Below are 17,970 nucleotides of genomic sequence, written 5' to 3'. Positions count from 1 at the left end.
CGCCATGCCACGTTCTCTCAAGAAAGGTCCTTTTATTGACCTACACTTGCTGAAGAAGGTAGAGAAAGCGGTGGAAAGCGGAGACAAAAAGCCTATTAAGACTTGGTCCCGTCGTTCAATGATCATCCCTACGATGATCGGTTTGACCATCGCTGTCCATAATGGTCGTCAGCACGTACCAGTATTTGTAACTGATGAAATGATCGGTCACAAACTGGGTGAATTCGCACCAACACGTACTTACCGCGGTCACGCTGCGGATAAGAAAGCTAAGAAGCGCTAAGGAGTAGATAATGGAAGCAATTGCTAAACATAACTTTGCTCGCATTTCGCCTCAGAAAGCTCGCTTAGTTGCGGATCTAATCCGTGGTAAATCTGTTGACCAAGCTCTAGAAATCCTAACGTTCAGCAACAAAAAAGCTGCTGCACTAGTTAAGAAAGTTCTAGAGTCTGCTATCGCTAACGCGGAGCACAACGAAGGTGCAGATATTGACGATCTGAATGTCGCAAAAATCTTTGTAGATGAAGGCCCAACCATGAAGCGTATTATGCCTCGTGCTAAAGGTCGTGCGGATCGTATCTTGAAGCGTTCAAGCCACATCACTGTTGTTGTAGCAGATCGCTAGAGACTAGGAGAGTAAGCAATGGGTCAAAAAGTACATCCAAATGGTATTCGTCTAGGCATCGTTAAGCCTTGGAATGCTACATGGTTTGCTAACACCAAAGATTTCGCTGACAACCTAGACGGCGACTTCAAGGTACGTCAGTTCCTTACAAGTGAACTGAAAAAAGCGTCTCTATCACGTATCGTTATCGAGCGTCCTGCTAAGAGCATCCGTGTGACTATTCACACTGCTCGTCCAGGCGTTGTTATCGGTAAGAAAGGTGAAGACGTTGAGAAGCTACGCGCAGCTGTAGCTAAAATTGCAGGTGTACCAGCGCAAATTAACATCGCTGAAGTACGTAAGCCTGAACTAGATGCGCAACTTGTTGGTGACAGCATCGCGTCTCAGCTAGAGCGTCGTGTTATGTTCCGTCGTGCTATGAAGCGCGCAGTACAAAACGCAATGCGCCTAGGCGCTAAAGGTATCAAAGTGGAAGTAAGCGGTCGTCTAGGCGGCGCTGAAATCGCACGTTCAGAGTGGTACCGTGAAGGCCGTGTGCCTCTACACACTCTACGTGCTGACATTGATTACGCAACTTCTTCGGCTCACACTCAATACGGTGTGATCGGCATTAAAACTTGGATCTTCAAAGGTGAAATCCTAGGTGGTATGCCAGCAGCTAACGCTGTAGAGCCTAAAGGCGACAAGCCTAAGAAGCAGCGTAAAGGCCGTAAGTAAGGAGTCGACAGATGCTACAACCTAAACGTACTAAGTTCCGTAAGGTTCAGACTGGTCGTAACCGTGGTCTAGCTAAAGGTACTGATGTAAGCTTCGGCGAATTCGGTCTTAAAGCTGTTGGCCGTGGTCGTCTAACTGCTCGTCAAATCGAAGCGGCACGTCGTGCAATGACACGTCACGTTAAGCGTCAAGGTAAAATCTGGATCCGTGTGTTCCCAGACAAACCAATCACAGAAAAACCACTTGAAGTTCGTCAAGGTAAGGGTAAAGGTAACGTTGAGTACTGGGTAGCCCAAATCCAACCTGGTAAGGTTATGTACGAAATGGGTGGTGTACCTGAAGAATTGGCACGTGAAGCGTTCCGTCTTGCGGCACGTAAACTGCCTTTCAAAACTACATTTGTAACTAAGCAGGTGATGTGATGAAAGCACAAGATCTACGCGAGAAAAGCGTTGAAGAGCTTAACGCTGAGCTAATGAATTTGCTACGCGAACAGTTCAACTTGCGCATGCAAGCTGCGACTGGTCAACTACAGCAAACTCATACTCTGAAAGCTGTACGCCGTGATATCGCACGTGTGAAAACTGTTTTGACTGAGAAGGCAGGCGCATAATGAGCGAAGTAAAACGTACTCAACAAGGTCGTGTTGTTAGCGACAAGATGGACAAGTCTATCACTGTTGCTATCGAACGTTTCGTAAAACACCCAATCTACGGTAAATACGTAAAACGTACGACTAAAGTACACGCACATGACGAGAACAACGAGTGTGGCCTAGGCGACACAGTTGAAATCGCAGAGTGTCGTCCACTGTCTAAGACTAAGTCTTGGACTTTGGTAAAAGTTCTAGAAAAGGCGAAGATTTAATCTCGTTAATTCTATGAAACTAAAGCGGCTCCAAAATATTTTTGGAGCCGTTTATTTTTTGACTACCCAATCACAAAAAAGGGTGGTACAATTCGCGTCCCTTTTAAAGAGGCAGCCCGACCCGTGATGGGTCTAGTTATTAATATTTAGCGGAGCACTAACATGATCCAAATGCAAAGTATGCTGGACGCAGCTGATAACTCAGGCGCACGCAGCGTAATGTGTATTAAGGTTCTGGGTGGCTCTCACCGCCGTTATGCACATATCGGTGACGTCATCAAAGTTACTGTGAAGGAAGCAATCCCTCGCGGTAAAGTTAAAAAAGGTGATGTTCTGAAGGCGGTGGTAGTGCGCACCCGTAAAGGCGTACGTCGTCCTGACGGTTCTGTCATTCGCTTCGACCGAAATGCTTGCGTATTGCTAAACGACAATACTGAGCAACCAATCGGTACACGTATCTTTGGTCCTGTGACACGCGAACTTCGTGGCGATAAGTTCATGAAGATCGTTTCACTGGCTCCAGAAGTTCTGTAAGGAGCACGTAGAAATGGCAGCTAAAATCCGTCGTAATGACGAAGTAATCGTTCTTGCTGGTAAAGACAAAGGCAAGAAAGGTAAAGTAACTAAGGTTCTAGCAACTGGTAAAGTTATCGTTGAAGGTATCAACCTAGTTAAGAAACATCAGAAACCTGTTCCAGCTATGGGTATCCAAGGCGGTATCGTAGAGCAAGAAGCAGCTATCGACGTTTCTAACGTGGCTATCTTTAACGCAGCTACTGGTAAAGCTGACCGTATCGGTTTCCGTTTTGAAGACGGCAAAAAAGTTCGTTTCTTCAAGTCTAACGGCGAAACCGTTTCTAACTAATAGAAGTAATTTGGAGTTCTACTATGGCGAAACTGCATGATTACTACAAGTCGTCTGTAGTCGCTGAACTGACCAAACAGTTCGGTTACACAAGCGTCATGCAAGTCCCTAGAATCGAGAAAATCACCCTAAACATGGGTGTTGGTGAAGCAATCAACGATAAGAAACTGCTAGAAAATGCAGCGTCTGATATGGCAACGATCTCTGGTCAAAAGCCACTTATCACAAAAGCGCGCAAATCTGTTGCAGGTTTCAAAATCCGTGAAGGCTACCCTATCGGTTGTAAAGTAACCTTGCGTGGCGAACGTATGTGGGATTTTCTTGAGCGTTTAATTAACATCGCTCTTCCACGTGTACGTGACTTCCGTGGTGTTAGCGCTAAGTCTTTTGACGGTCGCGGTAACTACAGCATGGGCGTTCGCGAGCAAATCATCTTCCCGGAAATCGACTTTGATAAAGTTGATCGAGTACGCGGTCTAGACATCACTATTACGACGTCTGCTGGTACTGATGAGGAAGGCCGTGCTCTGCTGGCTGCCTTTAACTTCCCATTCCGTAAGTAAGGTGAAGGGTTACTGTTATGGCTAAAAATTCAATGAAAGCACGTGAAGCAAAACGTGCGAAGCTAGTAGCTAAGTTCGCTGAAAAGCGTGCAGCGCTAAAAGCTATCATCAGCGATGTAAACGCATCTGAAGAAGATCGTTGGAACGCGGTTCTTACACTGCAATCTCTTCCACGTGATTCAAGTGCATCACGTCAGCGCAACCGTTGCAACCAAACTGGTCGTCCACACGGTTACCTACGTAAGTTCGGTCTAAGCCGTATTAAGGTTCGTGAAGCTTGCATGAAAGGCGAGATTCCGGGTCTTCGTAAGGCTAGCTGGTAATTGCCACTTAATCATTTGGAGTAAATCATATGAGCATGCAAGATCCGATTTCGGATATGCTGACCCGCGTTCGTAACGGTCAGGCAGCAAACAAAGTTGCTGTAAAAATGCCTTCTTCAAAGCTTAAAGTTGCAATTGCTGCACTACTAAAAGCTGAAGGTTACATCGTTGACTTCGCTGTTGAAGGCGAAGCAAAACCTGAGCTAGAAGTCACACTTAAGTACTTCCAAGCTAAACCAGTAATCGAGCAACTTAAACGTGTTTCTCGTCCAGGTCTACGTGTTTACAAGAAGAAAGATGAACTTCCTTCTGTAATGGGTGGTCTTGGTATTGCTATCGTTTCTACTTCCAAGGGTCTTATGTCAGACCGCGCTGCACGTAAAGCAGGTCTTGGTGGTGAAATCATCGCTTACGTAGCTTAATAAGGAGTAGACTATGTCTCGTGTTGCAAAAGCACCTGTCGCTATTCCAGCTGGCGTAGAGGTGAAACTAAACGGCCAAGAAATCACTGTAAAAGGTGCGAAAGGCGAACTAACTCGCGTTCTTAACAACGCAGTTGTAATCGCTCAGGAAGAAAATAACCTGACTTTCGGTCCTAAAGAAGGTGTTGCTAACGCATGGGCTCAAGCAGGTACTGCTCGCGCTCTAGTTAACAACATGGTTGTTGGTGTTACTGAAGGCTTTACTAAGAAGCTAACTCTTAAAGGTGTAGGTTACCGTGCTGCTATCAAAGGCAACGCTGTAGGTCTAACACTAGGCTTCTCACACCCAGTTGAGCACGAGTTGCCAGCGGGTATTAAAGCTGAATGTCCAAGCCAAACTGAAATCGTGATCACTGGTGCTGACAAGCAACTAGTTGGTCAAGTTGCGGCTGACATTCGTTCTTACCGTGAGCCTGAGCCATACAAAGGCAAAGGTGTTCGTTACGCAGATGAAAATGTGCGTACTAAAGAAGCTAAGAAGAAGTAAGGTAACACTATGGATAAGAAAGCATCTCGCATCCGTCGTGCTACACGTGCACGTCGTAAGATTGCAGAACTGGGTGCGACTCGCCTAGTTGTACACCGTACTCCTCGTCACGTGTACGCACAGGTTATCGCGGCTAACGGCTCTGAGGTTATCGCAGCAGCTTCTACTGTAGAAAAAGCGATCCGTGAGCAAGTGAAATACACTGGTAACGTTGATGCAGCTAAAGCAGTGGGTAAAGCTATTGCTGAGCGCGCTCTAGAGAAGGGCGTAACTGCAGTTGCATTTGATCGTTCTGGTTTCCAATACCACGGTCGAGTAGCGGCGCTAGCAGAATCTGCTCGCGAAGCTGGTCTGAAATTCTAAGGTAGGGTTGGAAGATGGCTAAAGAACAACAAGTTCAAGCGAATGATTTGCAAGAAAAGCTAATCGCAGTTAACCGTGTTTCTAAAACGGTTAAAGGTGGTCGAATCATGAGCTTCACTGCACTAACAGTAGTTGGTGACGGTAACGGTCGTGTAGGTTTCGGTTACGGCAAAGCTCGTGAAGTACCTGCAGCGATTCAAAAAGCAATGGAAAAAGCGCGTCGTAACATGACTACGATCGCTCTAAACGAAGGCACTCTTCACCACCCAGTGAAAGGTCGCCATTCGGGCTCTAAAGTTTACATGCAGCCTGCTGCAGAAGGTACTGGTGTTATCGCAGGTGGTGCGATGCGTGCAGTACTAGAAGTTGCTGGTGTACACAACGTACTATCTAAAGCGTACGGTTCTACGAACCCTATCAACATCGTTCGTGCAACGATCGATGCACTAGGTAGCATGAAGTCACCAGAAATGGTTGCTGCTAAACGTGGTCTAACTGTTGAATCTATTTCGGAGTAAGAACACCATGGCAACTATTAAAGTAACTCAAACTAAAAGCTCAATTGGTCGTCTGCCAAAGCACAAAGCTACTTTGCGCGGTCTAGGTCTTCGTAAAATCAACCACACAGTAGAACTTGAAGATACTCCGTGTATTCGCGGTATGATCAACAAGGTTTACTACATGGTTAAAGTTGAGGAGTAATCAGAATGCGTTTGAATACTCTAGCACCGGCTGCTGGCGCGAAAACTTCTGCGAAGCGAGTAGGTCGTGGTATCGGTTCAGGCCTAGGTAAAACTGGTGGCCGTGGTCACAAAGGTCAAAAATCACGTTCTGGCGGCAGTGTTCGTCCAGGTTTCGAAGGCGGTCAGATGCCTCTGAAACAACGTCTACCAAAATTCGGTTTCACTTCTCGTAAGAGCCTAGTGTCTGCTGAAGTTCGTCTAGCTGAGCTAGCGAAAGTTTCTGGTGACGTAGTTGATCTAAACAGTCTTAAAGCTGCTAACATCATCACTAAGAACATCGAATTTGTAAAAGTTGTTCTTTCTGGTGAAATCAACAAAGCAGTGACTGTTAAAGGTCTACGTGTGACTAAAGGCGCTAAAGCTGCAATCGAAGCTGCAGGCGGTAAAATCGAGGAATAATCTCGAGGAACGAGGTACAGATGGCTAAGAAACCAGGACAAGATTTTCGTAGTGCTCAGAGCGGCTTAAGTGAACTAAAGTCGCGCTTGTTATTCGTAATTGGTGCACTTTTAGTATTCCGAGCCGGCTCTTTTGTGCCGATTCCTGGTATTGACGCTGCTGTACTTGCCGATTTGTTCGAACAGCAAAAAGGTACCATCGTTGAAATGTTTAACATGTTCTCCGGTGGTGCTCTTGAGCGTGCATCTATATTAGCATTGGGCATCATGCCGTATATTTCGGCATCTATTGTTGTCCAATTGCTAACTGTAGTTCATCCAGCGTTAGCTGAACTCAAAAAAGAGGGTGAAGCAGGCCGTCGTAAGATAAGCCAATACACACGCTACGGCACGCTTGTACTTGCAACCTTCCAAGCTATAGGTATTGCAACTGGCCTACCAAACATGGTCGACAATCTGGTTGTTATCAACCAAACCATGTTTACGCTAATTGCTACCGTAAGTTTAGTAACCGGTACCATGTTCTTGATGTGGTTAGGTGAACAAATTACAGAGCGCGGAATTGGTAACGGTATTTCGATACTGATTTTTGCAGGTATTGTTGCTGGATTGCCTTCTGCAATCGGTCAAACAATCGAGCAAGCGCGTCAAGGTGAATTGCATGTACTTCTTCTGTTGCTAATCGCGGTATTAGCTTTTGCAGTAATTTACTTCGTTGTTTTCATGGAACGTGGTCAACGCCGAATCGTCGTTAACTATGCGAAACGTCAACAAGGTCGTAAAGTGTTTGCTGCGCAAAGCTCGCACTTGCCTCTTAAAATTAACATGGCAGGTGTAATTCCAGCGATTTTTGCATCAAGTATTATCTTGTTCCCAGGAACATTGGCTCAGTGGTTTGGTCAAAACGGTGAGAGCAGCGCGTTCGGTTGGTTAACTGACGTGTCTTTGGCTCTTAGCCCTGGTCAACCGTTGTATGTAATGCTTTATGCAGCAGCAATTATCTTCTTCTGTTTCTTCTACACGGCGTTGGTTTTCAACCCGCGTGAAACAGCAGATAACTTGAAGAAGTCTGGTGCATTCGTACCCGGTATCCGCCCAGGTGAGCAGACAGCGAAATACATTGATAAAGTAATGACACGTTTAACCCTTGCTGGTGCACTGTACATTACCTTTATCTGTCTGATTCCCGAGTTCATGATGGTCGCGTGGAACGTACGTTTCTACTTCGGCGGTACATCGCTACTAATCGTAGTTGTTGTAATTATGGACTTTATGGCACAGGTACAGACTCATCTGATGTCTCAACAGTATGATTCTGTGTTGAAGAAAGCGAATCTGAAAGGCTACGGCCGTTAATCCGGCGGTAGACTCAGTTTCATTTACGGAGTTTAGCAATGAAAGTTCGTGCTTCCGTTAAAAAAATCTGCCGTAACTGTAAAGTAATCAAGCGTAACGGTGTCGTTCGCGTGATTTGCAGTGAGCCAAAGCACAAACAGCGCCAAGGCTAATTAGCAGAAATTTTTACTTGAAAATGAAGGTTGGGTCGAGTATATTCCTCGGCCTACCTTTTGCGTGCAAAAGAAGTAGTATTCCGCAGCGTATCCATAACGGGCTTTGCTGCGGCTAATTCTTTTATAGAAACACTTAGGAGTGAATAATGGCCCGTATAGCAGGCATTAACATTCCTGATCAGAAACATGCAGTAATCGCTCTAACAGCGATCTACGGCATCGGTAAAACTCGCTCTCAAGCTATCCTAGCTGAAGTGGGTATTGCTGAAAATGTTAAGATCAGTGAACTAACTGAAGAGCAGATCGATCAACTGCGTGATGGTGTAGCTAAGTACACTGTAGAAGGTGATCTACGTCGTGAAGTATCTATGAACATCAAGCGTCTTATGGACCTTGGCTGTTACCGTGGTCTTCGTCATCGTCGCAGTCTACCACTACGTGGACAGCGTACTAAAACCAACGCTCGCACCCGTAAGGGTCCGCGTAAGCCGATCAAGAAATAATCGGGAAGGTAGAGTACAATGGCTAAACAACCAACTCGCGCTCGTAAGCGCGTACGCAAGCAAGTTGCAGATGGCGTTGCGCACATCCATGCTTCTTTCAATAACACAATCGTAACCATTACTGACCGTCAAGGTAACGCTCTTGCATGGGCTACTGCAGGTGGTTCTGGTTTCCGTGGTTCTCGTAAGTCTACTCCGTTCGCTGCACAGGTTGCTGCTGAGCGTTGTGCTGAAATGGCTAAAGAATACGGCCTAAAGAACTTGGAAGTTATGGTTAAGGGTCCTGGTCCAGGTCGCGAATCTACTGTTCGTGCACTAAACGCCGCTGGTTTCCGCATCACAAACATCGTTGATGCTACACCAATCCCTCATAACGGTTGTCGTCCACCTAAGAAACGTCGCGTATAACGTTTCTAGGACAATTGGAGAAGAATCATGGCAAGATATTTGGGTCCTAAGCTGAAGCTTAGCCGTCGTGAAGGCACTGACTTATTCCTTAAGTCTGGTGTTCGCGCGATCGATACCAAGTGTAAAATTGATAACGCACCAGGTGTACACGGCGCTCGTCGCGGTCGTCTATCTGAGTATGGCGTTCAGCTTCGTGAGAAGCAAAAAGTACGTCGTATGTACGGCGTTCTAGAAAAACAATTCCGTAACTACTACAAAGAAGCTGCTCGCCTAAAAGGCAACACTGGTGAAAACCTACTTCAGCTTCTTGAAGGTCGTCTTGATAACGTAGTTTACCGCATGGGCTTTGGCGCAACTCGCGCAGAAGCACGTCAGCTAGTTAGCCACAAAGCTATCCTAGTAAACGGTAAAGTTGTAAACGTTCCTTCTTTCAAAGTAGCGGCTAATGACGTTGTTTCTATTCGCGAGAAAGCTAAACAGCAAGCTCGTATCAAAGCAGCTCTAGAAGTTGCTGAACAACGTGAAAAACCAACTTGGATTGAAGTAGATGGTGGCAAGATGGAAGGTACATTCAAGCGTATGCCTGAGCGTTCTGATCTATCAGCTGACATCAACGAACAATTGATCGTCGAGCTTTACTCTAAGTAAGGTTTAAACTAAAGAGAGGACACAATGCAGGGTTCTGTAACAGAATTTCTTAAGCCACGTCTAGTTGACATCGAACAAATCAGCTCGACTCACGCAAAAGTAACTCTTGAGCCATTAGAGCGTGGCTTTGGTCATACTCTGGGTAATGCACTTCGCCGCATCCTTCTATCTTCTATGCCAGGTTGTGCTGTAACAGAAGTAGAAATTGAAGGCGTACTTCATGAGTACAGCACGAAAGAAGGCGTTCAAGAAGATATTCTTGAAATTCTTCTAAACCTTAAAGGTTTGGCTGTGCGCGTTGCCGAAGGCAAAGATGAAGTGTTCATTACTTTGAACAAATCAGGCTCGGGCCCTGTGGTTGCAGGTGACATCACCCATGATGGTGATGTAGAGATCGCTAACCCTGAACACGTAATTTGTCACCTAACGGATGACAACGCTGAGATCGCAATGCGTATCAAAGTTGAACGTGGTCGTGGTTATGTTCCAGCTTCTGCGCGTATCCATAACGAAGAAGACGAGCGTCCTATCGGTCGCCTACTAGTAGATGCTACTTACAGCCCAGTAGACAAAATTGCCTATGCTGTAGAAGCAGCTCGTGTAGAACAGCGTACTGATCTAGACAAGCTTGTTATCGATATGGAAACAAACGGTACTCTAGAACCTGAGGAAGCAATCCGTCGTGCAGCTACAATCCTAGCTGAACAATTGGATGCATTCGTAGATCTTCGTGATGTACGAGTTCCTGAGGAGAAGGAAGAGAAGCCAGAATTCGATCCGATCCTACTGCGTCCTGTAGACGATCTTGAACTAACAGTTCGCTCTGCTAACTGTCTGAAAGCAGAAGCGATTCACTACATCGGTGATCTAGTACAACGTACTGAGGTTGAGCTACTTAAAACGCCTAACCTTGGTAAAAAATCTCTTACTGAGATTAAAGACGTACTTGCGTCACGTGGTCTGTCTCTGGGCATGCGCCTAGAAAACTGGCCACCTGCATCAATCGCTGAAGATTAATCGATACTAGTTAGAAGGATTAGGTCATGCGCCATCGTAAGAGTGGTCGTCAACTCAACCGCAACAGCTCACATCGCAAAGCGATGTTCAGCAACATGGCTAGCTCTCTAGTACGTCATGAAGTTATCAAGACTACTTTGCCAAAAGCAAAAGAGCTACGTCGCGTAGTTGAGCCTTTGATTACACTAGCTAAGACTGACAGTGTTGCTAACCGTCGTCTAGCATTTGCACGTACTCGTGACAACGAAGTAGTTGCAAAACTATTTAACGAACTAGGTCCACGTTTTGCTGCTCGTCAGGGCGGTTACACTCGTATCCTAAAAGCTGGCTTCCGTGCTGGTGATAAAGCTCCAATGGCTTACATTGAGCTTGTAGATCGCCCAGCTGCTGAAGAAGCTGCTGAGTAATCAGTTCGTAAGAACGAGAAAGCCGAGCATTAGCTCGGCTTTTTTGTATCTGTAATTCAGTAAACCTTTATATCCAGCCTGCATTTATTTCAACCCATGCAGACTGGCAATTTAAAAAGTGATTATCACTTACGCTTATTTACTAGTATTCCACAACCCGCCCAACGAACTTAGAAGCCCTTCGCTAGCGCCTTGCTTGTTCAAGTAATCCAAGATGACTGGAGCAAACTGACTGATCATAGATGGGTCTAAACCTAACGTATCGAATGCACTTTTGACTGCACTGATATTCTCAATATTTCCTAGTAAGCTTTGTGCTCCTTGCAAGTTTGAAAGTCCAGGAATCAAAGACTGTAATTCACTACTATTTTCTTGCGAAAGCTGGCTTTGAGCCAAAGCAAGTAGCGCACCACTGCCTCCGGCTGCTTGCTCAGTGGATACTGGTAATTGGCTAGTTAGCATGTCTGTTAATGGAGATGACTCGGTGTTCAAGCTGCTGCCGACCATGTCCATCAGGCCACTTTCTTTACTTTTTTGAGTGACTGAATCTAAGAATGCGTGCGCACTACCAATGTTGATTGATAGGAGTGCTAGAGTTAGGAGTGTTTTACGCATAGTACCTCCAAAGGTTGAGCGTTTTTTAAAAGTGATTTTATTTTTAAAGGCTATCAGAGTGAAAGGTTCAGAGGTGAGAAAGTCTATTCAGTTTAGACAAAAAAACGGCGCTAGTGCGCCGTTTTATTTAATCATAATTGAAAATGGTTTCAATTAGATAATATCTAATAGTTCTACTTCGAAAACTAAAGCTGCAAATGGAGGGATAGCCGCACCAGCGCCACGCTCACCGTACGCAAGATCTTGTGGTACGTATAGCTTCCACTTAGAGCCAACAGGCATTAGTTGTAGTGCCTCTACCCAACCTTTGATTACACCTGTAACAGGGAATTCAGCAGGTTGACCGCGAGATACAGAGCTATCGAATACAGTACCGTCAGTTAGCTCACCGTGGTAGTGAACGCGAACTGAGCTTTCTGCTGTAGGAACTGCACCAGTACCTTCAGAAATGATTTCGTACTGAAGACCAGAGTCTAGAACGTTAACTTCAGGTCGTAGAGCGTTGTCTTTTAGGAACGCTTCGCCTTCTGCTGCCGCAATTTTTGCTGCTTCTTGGCGAGCTGTTTCTGCACGAGTGTGAAGTTCTTGTAGTGCTTTGTTGATTTCATCAATTTCGATTGATGGCATGTCACCAGTTAGTGCTGTTGCAATACCTGCTGCGATAGCATCAACGCTAAGACCTTCAAGACCAGAGCCTGCAAGTTGCTGACCCATTTGCAGACCAATGCCGTAGCTTGCTTTTTGTTCTGCAGTTTCAAATTTAATTTCAGACATGAATGTCGCTCTTATTAGGAGTGATAAAGGTAACAGGATATCAGTTTCGAGCTTAGGTTTAAATGATTGCGACTGAATGCTTAATTGAGGCGACCAGGTTGTGACTTATCTCTTACTCCAAGTGAAATTTCTGCTAATTTAATCCCAATTCCATTTTAGTTTGGTGAAAAACATATACTCTCCGCGTCGGTATTTTTATACTGGCCGTAGAAGTATTAAGGGACTCATTACAATGAATCGTCGCAGAAAGAAAAAGCAGCAAGTCGACTATGTCGAATTGGTTAAACAAAAATTCGCTGCTATCGACTGGAAGCAGCCGTTCAACAAAGAGCAATGGTTGGAGCGTATACAGCCTGTTAAGCAGTTTTGGTTGCGTCTGCCTAAATTTCACCAGCGTGCTTTGATGGTCTTAGTGCCATTGATTCTGGTACTCCTTGTTATTCCTTTGCCTAATAAAGCAGACCAGCCAGTTGAGCAGACTGAGGTCGATCATCAACGCGTAGCGATTGAGCTGAACGCGCAGAGTTTAAGCCAGCAGAGAACCTCTCAGAACTCTGGACCGAAATCTGAAGACTGGAAAGAGTACACGGTTAAAAATGGTGATACATTAGCGCAGGTTTTCAGAAGTAATCAGCTCTCTATGGCGGATCTTAGCGCTCTGGTCAACATAGAAGGCAGTGATAAGCCGCTAAGCCAAATAAAGCAGGGACAATTGATTCGCTTTAAGCTTAGTGACGAAGGTGAGTTAGATATGCTACAGCTGGAAAAAAGCGGGCGGTCCGTTATGTTTTTCCGTTTATCGGATGGGACCTTTGGACGTAACAAGTAAACGCTTCAAATGAAAAGACGCGAAGATATCGCGTCTTTTTAGTTAGTCTTTCATAGCGATTAGTTTTCATAGTAACCAATCGAATTGAAGCTTATTGCGCTACGGATTCTTTCCGCATATCCACATGAGGGATACCATCTTCAAGGTAGCACTCTGAGATAACCTTGAATCCATGACTTGCATAAAACGGGATGAGGTGTTCTTGAGCACCTATATCGATTGTCTGCCCTGGCCATAATGTTTCGCATTGTGCCAAGGCCTTGTCCAATAACTTATGACCTAAGCCACCGCCTCGCGCGGTTTGCTTTGTCACCACTCGACCAATACTCACATTGTCATACGTGGTGCCTGCGGGCAGTAATCGTGCGCAAGCAACCAGTTCATCACCGTGATAGCCTATTAGATGATAAACGCCTTCCAGTGTGTCCTTACCATCTAGCTCAGGATAAGGGCAGGTTTGTTCAACAACGAATACATCTACACGCAATTTCATCATTTCATACAGCTGTGTGGTTGTTAGCTGAGCAAAGGGCAAAGTAATCCAAGTGAGCATGTTGTTATCCGTAATGAGAATAGAGTGACTGACTTTACTTTGTTTTGAGCTCATACTCATTAACAAAGGTTAATTAGCACTGGTTTTCCCACCAAATCTGGTGATAATGTGCCCTCTTTCCATCTCACCTGAGGATATCCCCGTGAGCAAACAAACATTCGATCAAGTTGGGCTTAACCCAGCGTTACTCGCCACACTTGATTCCCTGAACTATACCCACATGACGCCAATTCAAGCTTTGAGCTTGCCTGCAATCCTAAAACATCGTGATGTCATCGGGCAGGGTAAAACGGGCTCAGGTAAAACCGCTGCATTTGGTTTAGGGGTTTTATCGAACCTCAACGTCAAACGCTTTCGTGTCCAGTCATTAGTATTGTGTCCAACGCGTGAGCTTGCAGACCAAGTAGCGAAGGAAATTCGTACTTTAGGTCGCGGCATTCATAATATTAAAGTGCTTACTCTCTGCGGTGGGATGCCAATGGGGCCACAAATTGGTTCGTTAGAGCATGGTGCGCATATCCTAGTTGGTACTCCTGGTCGTATTTTGGATCACCTTGAAAAAGGCCGAATTGATCTTAGCGAACTGAATACCTTGGTGCTAGATGAAGCTGATCGCATGTTGGACATGGGTTTCCAAGACGCATTAGATGCAATCATCGATGCAGCGCCAAAGCAGCGTCAAACTCTACTTTTCAGTGCTACTTTTCCAGAAAAAATTGAGCAAATTGCGCAGCGTATAATGCAGACACCGGAAGTGATTAAGGTGGAATCGACGCATGATACTTCAAGCATTGCGCAGTACTTCTATAAAGTTGAAGGCTCGGAAGCGCGTGATGAAGCATTGGCGAATTTGCTGCTGACTCACCAACCAGAGTCCGCGGTGGTTTTTTGTAATACCAAAAAAGAAGTGCAAAGTGTCGCAGATGAGTTGCATCACAAAGGATTCAGCGTTATCGATATCCACGGGGACTTAGAGCAGCGTGAACGCGACCAAGCATTGGTGCAGTTTGCTAACAAGAGTGTGTCTATCCTTGTTGCAACAGACGTTGCAGCGCGTGGTTTGGACGTTGATAATCTTGATGCAGTCTTTAACTTTGAGCTATCGCGCGATCCTGAGGTTCATGTGCACCGTATTGGTCGTACAGGTCGTGCGGGTAGTAAAGGTTTAGCGTTTAGCTTTTTTGGTGAGAAAGACGGTTTACGTGTAGCTCGTATTGAAGAATACCTAGAGATGGACGTGGTACCAGCAACATTGCCTGCCAAATCAAATCAGCAGCCATACCAAGCGAAAATGGTTACGATTAATATTGATGGCGGTAAGAAACAGAAAGTACGACCGGGTGATATCTTAGGTTGTTTGACAGGAAAGAATGGTATTCCAGGCTCTCAAGTCGGAAAGATCCACCTATTCCCTGTGCGCGCTTATGTTGCCGTCGAAAAGTCTGTGGCTAAAAAGGCTCTACAGACCATTAGTAACGGCAAGATGAAAGGGCGCCAGTTCCGGGCGCGAATTCTTAAATAGCACAAATAGCAGAGAAAAAGCTCTTCGTTTGAAGAGCTTTTTTCTTTTTTGAGTTTATTTGAGAGTGTGATCTTTGGTTAAGCGTGCTTTGATTCGACTCAAACTGATTGGCGTAATGCCCAGGTAGGCCGCAATTTGACTATCGGTAATACGTTGCTCTAAATCTGGGTAATGAGCGCAAAACAATTGATATCGTTCCTCTGGAGAGTAGAGCAACATAAAGCGTTCTTTATTCTCTTTATTAACCAGTTGGTTTTCGAGTAGCTTTAAGTAAATGGCGTGCTTTTCTGCTCGCCAGTGATGCAACGTTTCAATTGGCAAGCAAAATAGCTGACAAGCGCTCAGCGTTTCCAATAAGTAAGGCGAAGGTTGGTCCTTTATTATGCTCTCAAACCCGATAACCCAGTCCTTCTCCCAATAAAATTCTTTACTGAATTCTTTGCCGTGCTCCGTGAGATAGCTTGCGTGGCATAACCCCTCAATGATGAAGTAAAGGTGTGAGCGCAACTCCCCTTGGTGATTAAGAATGTGGCGTGTAGGCAGTTCGAGCAACTCACCATTTTCAATAAGTTGGTTTGCTTCTGTCTCTAAAAAGCCATGATTGACTAAGTCTGAAAAAAGATCGATGTGCATGTGATAACTCGGAAACGGTTTTCTTTATTTTAACGGGTTTTATTGATAACAAAAAAGCGGCTCATGAGAGCCGCTTAGTGTTGCTGTCAAATCAACCTTATTTATTCAGATCGATTTGATAAATTGCGAAACCAATGTCGTCTGTTGACACGCGTTTCATTGGGTATTGTCCTTTCTCTTTGATGAACTGCGCCGCTTTATCGCTAGGGGAGGTTTCGAAACGAATATCTAGCTTGTTATCGGACTTAATCGGTGCGAAAGACCAGTTGTTGTCAGCGCTTGGTGTCACTTCTCCTTTTTCTTCACTCACGCGAGAAATATAAGTGGCGACGACAGAGCGGTTTTCATCTGGTGCGTCAAACGCAATGAAATCTGGGCCTGTACCAGGGAAAGTATTGCTATAAGCACGGTAGTTATTGGTTGCGATGATGAAATCTTGCTTCGGATTGACAGGCTTACCATTGAACGTCAGATTCACAATACGCTGAGAATCTGGATTAATCACTTTACAATCCGCATCGTACTTCGGCGATTGGGTAACGTCGATTTGGTAGTTAACCCCATCAATAACATCGAAGTTGTACGTACGGAAATTATCCCAATCAATCAAAGATTGCGGTTTAGGATTGTTGATGTCGATGTGGTTGAATTGACCCGCACTGCACTCTAGCCATTCGCGAACTTCTTTACCTTTCACTTTCATCGCAACCAAGGTGTTTGGATATAAGTAAAGATCGGCCGCATTACGGAAGGTGAGCTGACCGGATTCTACTTCTGTAAAGTTATTCGGATCGTTCTTACGACCGCCGACTTTAAATGGTGCTGCCGCACTCAGTACTGGAATGTCAGAAAGGTCTGGGTCGCCTTGAATAAAGCGTTCTACGTAGTCTTTCTGAGCAAGGTTAACGATTTGAATGGTGGGGTCGTCCTGCACTAATGCCAAGAAGCTGTACATGACATCATTTGCTTTGCCGATTGGTTGGTTTACAAATTCACGAGTGCCTTTGTGATCTTCTTCTAACGCTTTCACAATATCTGCATCGGCTTTAGCTAATGACTTCTTATTTACTTTATCGAAGATAGGGCGTGCTTCTGCTTGGCCTTCGACGACTTGCCATCTGCCGTCTTTCTCTTTCAGCATCAAATCCATCACACCTACGTGACTTCCCCAGCGGCCCGGCATCACGGACGTTACACCATTGATGGTCCCTTTATTTATATCAACACCAGGTAGGTTTGCGAAGTCTTTCCCTGGGAAGACGGCGTGAGAGTGACCAAAAGCAATCGCATCAATACCTTCAACTTCTGTGAGGTAGTAAACAGAGTTTTCAGCGCCTAGTTTGTATGGATCAGTAGAAATGCCCGAGTGTGGAATCGCCACAATCACGTCTGCGCCTTCTTTCTTCATTTGAGGAATCAGTTTCTCTGCTGTTTCCTTAATGTCTTTAGCAAAGACTTTGCCTTCTAAGTTCTTCTTATCCCACACCATAATTTGTGGTGGTACAAAGCCGATGTAACCCACTTTTATTTGATGCGCTTCGCCGTTTGTGTCTTTAAATGTGTGAGTTTTGATGAGGTAAGGCTTGAAGTAATGCTCACCGGTTTGTTTATCAAATACGTTTGCATTGATGTAAGGGAAGTTTGCACCCTTCAACGTCGTTTGTAGGAAATCTAAGCCATAGTTGAACTCATGATTGCCAATGTTGCCCACATCGTAGTCTAGCTGGTTCATCGCTTTGTAGACTGGGTGCACGTCGCCAGGATTAATCCCCTTTGCCGCCATGTAATCGCCCATTGGGCTGCCCTGAATTAAATCACCGTTATCTACTAGTACCGTGTTTTCTGTCTCGGACTTAGCTTGTTTCACTATTGTCGCTGCGCGACTTAAACCGATTTGCTGTGATGGTTGGTCTTTGTAGTAATCGTAATCCATCACGTTGGTGTGAATGTCGGTGGTTTCGATAATACGAAGCTTGATGGTATCGGCCATTGTTGGGCCAGCAAGCGTTAGCATGCCACTTAATACTGCGAGGGAAATAGGATGAACTGCCACTTTCATTTGGTGCTCCAATTCAATGATAAGGGGAAATCGTACTGCGTAATGTATCAAACACGG

At 45.2% G+C, this 17,970-nt stretch carries 30 protein-coding genes; 25 read left to right on the top strand and 5 right to left on the bottom strand.

Annotated features, from left to right (window positions below):
* Window positions 1-4: 4 nt before the first annotated feature.
* The 23 genes from rpsS to rplQ all read left to right on the top strand — a co-directional run bounded on the left by rpsS (window position 5) and on the right by rplQ (window position 10,928).
* Window positions 5-283, top strand: coding sequence for a 30S ribosomal protein S19 (gene rpsS, locus R7E00_RS11685; protein ID WP_004394525.1), 279 nt, complete (start codon window positions 5-7; stop codon window positions 281-283).
* Window positions 284-293: 10 nt separating this feature from the next.
* Window positions 294-626 (top strand): 50S ribosomal protein L22, encoded by a 333-nt coding sequence (gene rplV, locus R7E00_RS11680; protein ID WP_005383164.1) that lies wholly within the window; start codon window positions 294-296, stop codon window positions 624-626.
* A gap of 18 nt (window positions 627-644) precedes the next feature.
* Complete coding sequence (gene rpsC / locus R7E00_RS11675; RefSeq protein WP_005383161.1) at window positions 645-1,343, top strand: 30S ribosomal protein S3; 699 nt, start codon at window positions 645-647, stop codon at window positions 1,341-1,343.
* An 11-nt stretch (window positions 1,344-1,354) separates the two neighbouring features.
* Complete coding sequence (gene rplP / locus R7E00_RS11670; RefSeq protein ID WP_005379577.1) at window positions 1,355-1,765, top strand: 50S ribosomal protein L16; 411 nt, start codon at window positions 1,355-1,357, stop codon at window positions 1,763-1,765.
* On the top strand, window positions 1,765-1,956 hold the full coding sequence (rpmC, locus tag R7E00_RS11665) for a 50S ribosomal protein L29 (RefSeq protein ID WP_005379576.1): 192 nt from the start codon (window positions 1,765-1,767) through the stop codon (window positions 1,954-1,956). Before rplP ends, rpmC begins: the two co-directional genes overlap by 1 nt.
* Window positions 1,956-2,210: a 30S ribosomal protein S17 gene (gene rpsQ, locus R7E00_RS11660; RefSeq protein ID WP_005379575.1), complete on the top strand. Its 255-nt coding sequence runs from the start codon at window positions 1,956-1,958 to the stop codon at window positions 2,208-2,210. The genes rpmC and rpsQ overlap by 1 nt, the downstream gene beginning before the upstream one ends.
* Before the next feature lie 162 nt (window positions 2,211-2,372).
* On the top strand, window positions 2,373-2,744 hold the full coding sequence (gene rplN, locus R7E00_RS11655; RefSeq protein ID WP_004410450.1) for a 50S ribosomal protein L14: 372 nt from the start codon (window positions 2,373-2,375) through the stop codon (window positions 2,742-2,744).
* Window positions 2,745-2,757: 13 nt separating this feature from the next.
* Window positions 2,758-3,075, top strand: coding sequence for a 50S ribosomal protein L24 (gene rplX / locus R7E00_RS11650; RefSeq protein ID WP_005379574.1), 318 nt, complete (start codon window positions 2,758-2,760; stop codon window positions 3,073-3,075).
* A gap of 23 nt (window positions 3,076-3,098) precedes the next feature.
* Window positions 3,099-3,638, top strand: coding sequence for a 50S ribosomal protein L5 (gene rplE / locus R7E00_RS11645; RefSeq protein WP_005379573.1), 540 nt, complete (start codon window positions 3,099-3,101; stop codon window positions 3,636-3,638).
* A 17-nt stretch (window positions 3,639-3,655) separates the two neighbouring features.
* Complete coding sequence (rpsN, locus tag R7E00_RS11640; RefSeq protein WP_004410442.1) at window positions 3,656-3,961, top strand: 30S ribosomal protein S14; 306 nt, start codon at window positions 3,656-3,658, stop codon at window positions 3,959-3,961.
* Window positions 3,962-3,990: 29 nt separating this feature from the next.
* Window positions 3,991-4,383 carry a 30S ribosomal protein S8 gene (gene rpsH, locus R7E00_RS11635; protein WP_005379572.1) on the top strand — a complete coding sequence of 131 codons (393 nt, stop codon included), beginning with the start codon at window positions 3,991-3,993 and terminating at the stop codon, window positions 4,381-4,383.
* A 13-nt stretch (window positions 4,384-4,396) separates the two neighbouring features.
* The gene (gene rplF, locus R7E00_RS11630; RefSeq protein WP_005379570.1) at window positions 4,397-4,930 is read left to right on the top strand and encodes a 50S ribosomal protein L6; all 534 of its coding nucleotides are present in this window, start codon (window positions 4,397-4,399) and stop codon (window positions 4,928-4,930) included.
* Between the two features lie 9 nt (window positions 4,931-4,939).
* Window positions 4,940-5,293 (top strand): 50S ribosomal protein L18, encoded by a 354-nt coding sequence (gene rplR, locus R7E00_RS11625; protein ID WP_005379568.1) that lies wholly within the window; start codon window positions 4,940-4,942, stop codon window positions 5,291-5,293.
* A 14-nt stretch (window positions 5,294-5,307) separates the two neighbouring features.
* Window positions 5,308-5,811: a 30S ribosomal protein S5 gene (gene rpsE / locus R7E00_RS11620; protein ID WP_004745894.1), complete on the top strand. Its 504-nt coding sequence runs from the start codon at window positions 5,308-5,310 to the stop codon at window positions 5,809-5,811.
* A 7-nt stretch (window positions 5,812-5,818) separates the two neighbouring features.
* Entirely contained in the window at window positions 5,819-5,995 is a 177-nt protein-coding gene (gene rpmD / locus R7E00_RS11615; RefSeq protein ID WP_005379565.1) for a 50S ribosomal protein L30, read from the top strand.
* Window positions 5,996-6,000: 5 nt separating this feature from the next.
* Entirely contained in the window at window positions 6,001-6,435 is a 435-nt protein-coding gene (gene rplO, locus R7E00_RS11610; protein WP_005383155.1) for a 50S ribosomal protein L15, read from the top strand.
* Window positions 6,436-6,455: 20 nt separating this feature from the next.
* Window positions 6,456-7,790: a preprotein translocase subunit SecY gene (secY, locus tag R7E00_RS11605; RefSeq protein ID WP_005379562.1), complete on the top strand. Its 1,335-nt coding sequence runs from the start codon at window positions 6,456-6,458 to the stop codon at window positions 7,788-7,790.
* A gap of 38 nt (window positions 7,791-7,828) precedes the next feature.
* Window positions 7,829-7,942: a 50S ribosomal protein L36 gene (gene rpmJ / locus R7E00_RS11600; RefSeq protein ID WP_000868186.1), complete on the top strand. Its 114-nt coding sequence runs from the start codon at window positions 7,829-7,831 to the stop codon at window positions 7,940-7,942.
* 149 nt (window positions 7,943-8,091) lie between these two features.
* On the top strand, window positions 8,092-8,448 hold the full coding sequence (gene rpsM, locus R7E00_RS11595) for a 30S ribosomal protein S13 (RefSeq protein ID WP_005383154.1): 357 nt from the start codon (window positions 8,092-8,094) through the stop codon (window positions 8,446-8,448).
* 18 nt (window positions 8,449-8,466) lie between these two features.
* Window positions 8,467-8,856 carry a 30S ribosomal protein S11 gene (rpsK, locus tag R7E00_RS11590; protein ID WP_001118870.1) on the top strand — a complete coding sequence of 130 codons (390 nt, stop codon included), beginning with the start codon at window positions 8,467-8,469 and terminating at the stop codon, window positions 8,854-8,856.
* Window positions 8,857-8,883: 27 nt separating this feature from the next.
* A complete protein-coding gene (rpsD, locus tag R7E00_RS11585) occupies window positions 8,884-9,504 on the top strand; it encodes a 30S ribosomal protein S4 (protein WP_005383146.1) in 621 nt (206 codons plus the stop codon).
* A gap of 24 nt (window positions 9,505-9,528) precedes the next feature.
* Window positions 9,529-10,521, top strand: a complete 993-nt coding sequence (locus R7E00_RS11580; protein WP_005383143.1) for a DNA-directed RNA polymerase subunit alpha — start codon at window positions 9,529-9,531, stop codon at window positions 10,519-10,521.
* A 26-nt stretch (window positions 10,522-10,547) separates the two neighbouring features.
* Window positions 10,548-10,928, top strand: coding sequence for a 50S ribosomal protein L17 (gene rplQ, locus R7E00_RS11575; RefSeq protein WP_005383141.1), 381 nt, complete (start codon window positions 10,548-10,550; stop codon window positions 10,926-10,928).
* A gap of 135 nt (window positions 10,929-11,063) precedes the next feature.
* Here rplQ and R7E00_RS11570 read toward each other — a convergent pair whose 3' ends face one another.
* Together R7E00_RS11570 and R7E00_RS11565 are read right to left on the bottom strand one after the other, a co-directional pair.
* Window positions 11,064-11,543, bottom strand: a complete 480-nt coding sequence (locus R7E00_RS11570) for a DUF2780 domain-containing protein (RefSeq protein WP_017820297.1) — start codon at window positions 11,541-11,543, stop codon at window positions 11,064-11,066.
* Window positions 11,544-11,696: 153 nt separating this feature from the next.
* Complete coding sequence (locus R7E00_RS11565) at window positions 11,697-12,317, bottom strand: FKBP-type peptidyl-prolyl cis-trans isomerase (RefSeq protein ID WP_005383137.1); 621 nt, start codon at window positions 12,315-12,317, stop codon at window positions 11,697-11,699.
* A gap of 232 nt (window positions 12,318-12,549) precedes the next feature.
* On the opposite strand from R7E00_RS11565, the gene R7E00_RS11560 reads away from it, so the two are divergent.
* Window positions 12,550-13,146 carry a LysM-like peptidoglycan-binding domain-containing protein gene (locus tag R7E00_RS11560; protein ID WP_256901135.1) on the top strand — a complete coding sequence of 199 codons (597 nt, stop codon included), beginning with the start codon at window positions 12,550-12,552 and terminating at the stop codon, window positions 13,144-13,146.
* Window positions 13,147-13,237: 91 nt separating this feature from the next.
* Here the strand turns inward: R7E00_RS11560 and R7E00_RS11555 are convergent, their stop codons facing one another.
* Complete coding sequence (locus tag R7E00_RS11555) at window positions 13,238-13,699, bottom strand: GNAT family N-acetyltransferase (protein WP_262606268.1); 462 nt, start codon at window positions 13,697-13,699, stop codon at window positions 13,238-13,240.
* Window positions 13,700-13,841: 142 nt separating this feature from the next.
* Between R7E00_RS11555 and dbpA the strand changes: the two genes are divergently transcribed.
* On the top strand, window positions 13,842-15,221 hold the full coding sequence (gene dbpA, locus R7E00_RS11550) for an ATP-dependent RNA helicase DbpA (protein WP_005379583.1): 1,380 nt from the start codon (window positions 13,842-13,844) through the stop codon (window positions 15,219-15,221).
* A gap of 54 nt (window positions 15,222-15,275) precedes the next feature.
* On the opposite strand, the gene R7E00_RS11545 is transcribed toward dbpA, so the two are convergent.
* Entirely contained in the window at window positions 15,276-15,854 is a 579-nt protein-coding gene (locus R7E00_RS11545) for a Crp/Fnr family transcriptional regulator (protein ID WP_262606266.1), read from the bottom strand.
* A 97-nt stretch (window positions 15,855-15,951) separates the two neighbouring features.
* Entirely contained in the window at window positions 15,952-17,913 is a 1,962-nt protein-coding gene (gene cpdB / locus R7E00_RS11540; protein ID WP_262606265.1) for a 2',3'-cyclic-nucleotide 2'-phosphodiesterase, read from the bottom strand.
* Between the last annotated feature and the right edge of the window lie 57 nt (window positions 17,914-17,970).

Origin of the sequence: Vibrio sp. Vb1755 (assembly GCF_033338635.1) — a bacterium.
Classification (GTDB): Bacteria; Pseudomonadota; Gammaproteobacteria; order Enterobacterales; family Vibrionaceae; genus Vibrio; species Vibrio alginolyticus.
Note: the sequence above shows the minus strand (reverse complement) of the source record. Positions and strands in the feature narration are given on the sequence as shown.

Bases quoted from the DNA above. Each gene is read 5' to 3' on its own strand.
- rpsS (WP_004394525.1), top strand. From the start codon at position 5: ATGCCACGTTCTCTCAAGAAAGGTCCTTTTATTGACCTACACTTGCTG.
- rplV (WP_005383164.1), top strand. From the start codon at position 294: ATGGAAGCAATTGCTAAACATAACTTTGCTCGCATTTCGCCTCAGAAA.
- rpsC (WP_005383161.1), top strand. From the start codon at position 645: ATGGGTCAAAAAGTACATCCAAATGGTATTCGTCTAGGCATCGTTAAG.
- rplP (WP_005379577.1), top strand. From the start codon at position 1,355: ATGCTACAACCTAAACGTACTAAGTTCCGTAAGGTTCAGACTGGTCGT.
- rpmC (WP_005379576.1), top strand. From the start codon at position 1,765: ATGAAAGCACAAGATCTACGCGAGAAAAGCGTTGAAGAGCTTAACGCT.
- rpsQ (WP_005379575.1), top strand. From the start codon at position 1,956: ATGAGCGAAGTAAAACGTACTCAACAAGGTCGTGTTGTTAGCGACAAG.
- rplN (WP_004410450.1), top strand. From the start codon at position 2,373: ATGATCCAAATGCAAAGTATGCTGGACGCAGCTGATAACTCAGGCGCA.
- rplX (WP_005379574.1), top strand. From the start codon at position 2,758: ATGGCAGCTAAAATCCGTCGTAATGACGAAGTAATCGTTCTTGCTGGT.
- rplE (WP_005379573.1), top strand. From the start codon at position 3,099: ATGGCGAAACTGCATGATTACTACAAGTCGTCTGTAGTCGCTGAACTG.
- rpsN (WP_004410442.1), top strand. From the start codon at position 3,656: ATGGCTAAAAATTCAATGAAAGCACGTGAAGCAAAACGTGCGAAGCTA.
- rpsH (WP_005379572.1), top strand. From the start codon at position 3,991: ATGAGCATGCAAGATCCGATTTCGGATATGCTGACCCGCGTTCGTAAC.
- rplF (WP_005379570.1), top strand. From the start codon at position 4,397: ATGTCTCGTGTTGCAAAAGCACCTGTCGCTATTCCAGCTGGCGTAGAG.
- rplR (WP_005379568.1), top strand. From the start codon at position 4,940: ATGGATAAGAAAGCATCTCGCATCCGTCGTGCTACACGTGCACGTCGT.
- rpsE (WP_004745894.1), top strand. From the start codon at position 5,308: ATGGCTAAAGAACAACAAGTTCAAGCGAATGATTTGCAAGAAAAGCTA.
- rpmD (WP_005379565.1), top strand. From the start codon at position 5,819: ATGGCAACTATTAAAGTAACTCAAACTAAAAGCTCAATTGGTCGTCTG.
- rplO (WP_005383155.1), top strand. From the start codon at position 6,001: ATGCGTTTGAATACTCTAGCACCGGCTGCTGGCGCGAAAACTTCTGCG.
- secY (WP_005379562.1), top strand. From the start codon at position 6,456: ATGGCTAAGAAACCAGGACAAGATTTTCGTAGTGCTCAGAGCGGCTTA.
- rpmJ (WP_000868186.1), top strand. From the start codon at position 7,829: ATGAAAGTTCGTGCTTCCGTTAAAAAAATCTGCCGTAACTGTAAAGTA.
- rpsM (WP_005383154.1), top strand. From the start codon at position 8,092: ATGGCCCGTATAGCAGGCATTAACATTCCTGATCAGAAACATGCAGTA.
- rpsK (WP_001118870.1), top strand. From the start codon at position 8,467: ATGGCTAAACAACCAACTCGCGCTCGTAAGCGCGTACGCAAGCAAGTT.
- rpsD (WP_005383146.1), top strand. From the start codon at position 8,884: ATGGCAAGATATTTGGGTCCTAAGCTGAAGCTTAGCCGTCGTGAAGGC.
- R7E00_RS11580 (WP_005383143.1), top strand. From the start codon at position 9,529: ATGCAGGGTTCTGTAACAGAATTTCTTAAGCCACGTCTAGTTGACATC.
- rplQ (WP_005383141.1), top strand. From the start codon at position 10,548: ATGCGCCATCGTAAGAGTGGTCGTCAACTCAACCGCAACAGCTCACAT.
- R7E00_RS11570 (WP_017820297.1), bottom strand. From the start codon at position 11,543: ATGCGTAAAACACTCCTAACTCTAGCACTCCTATCAATCAACATTGGT.
- R7E00_RS11565 (WP_005383137.1), bottom strand. From the start codon at position 12,317: ATGTCTGAAATTAAATTTGAAACTGCAGAACAAAAAGCAAGCTACGGC.
- R7E00_RS11560 (WP_256901135.1), top strand. From the start codon at position 12,550: ATGAATCGTCGCAGAAAGAAAAAGCAGCAAGTCGACTATGTCGAATTG.
- R7E00_RS11555 (WP_262606268.1), bottom strand. From the start codon at position 13,699: ATGCTCACTTGGATTACTTTGCCCTTTGCTCAGCTAACAACCACACAG.
- R7E00_RS11545 (WP_262606266.1), bottom strand. From the start codon at position 15,854: ATGCACATCGATCTTTTTTCAGACTTAGTCAATCATGGCTTTTTAGAG.
- cpdB (WP_262606265.1), bottom strand. From the start codon at position 17,913: ATGAAAGTGGCAGTTCATCCTATTTCCCTCGCAGTATTAAGTGGCATG.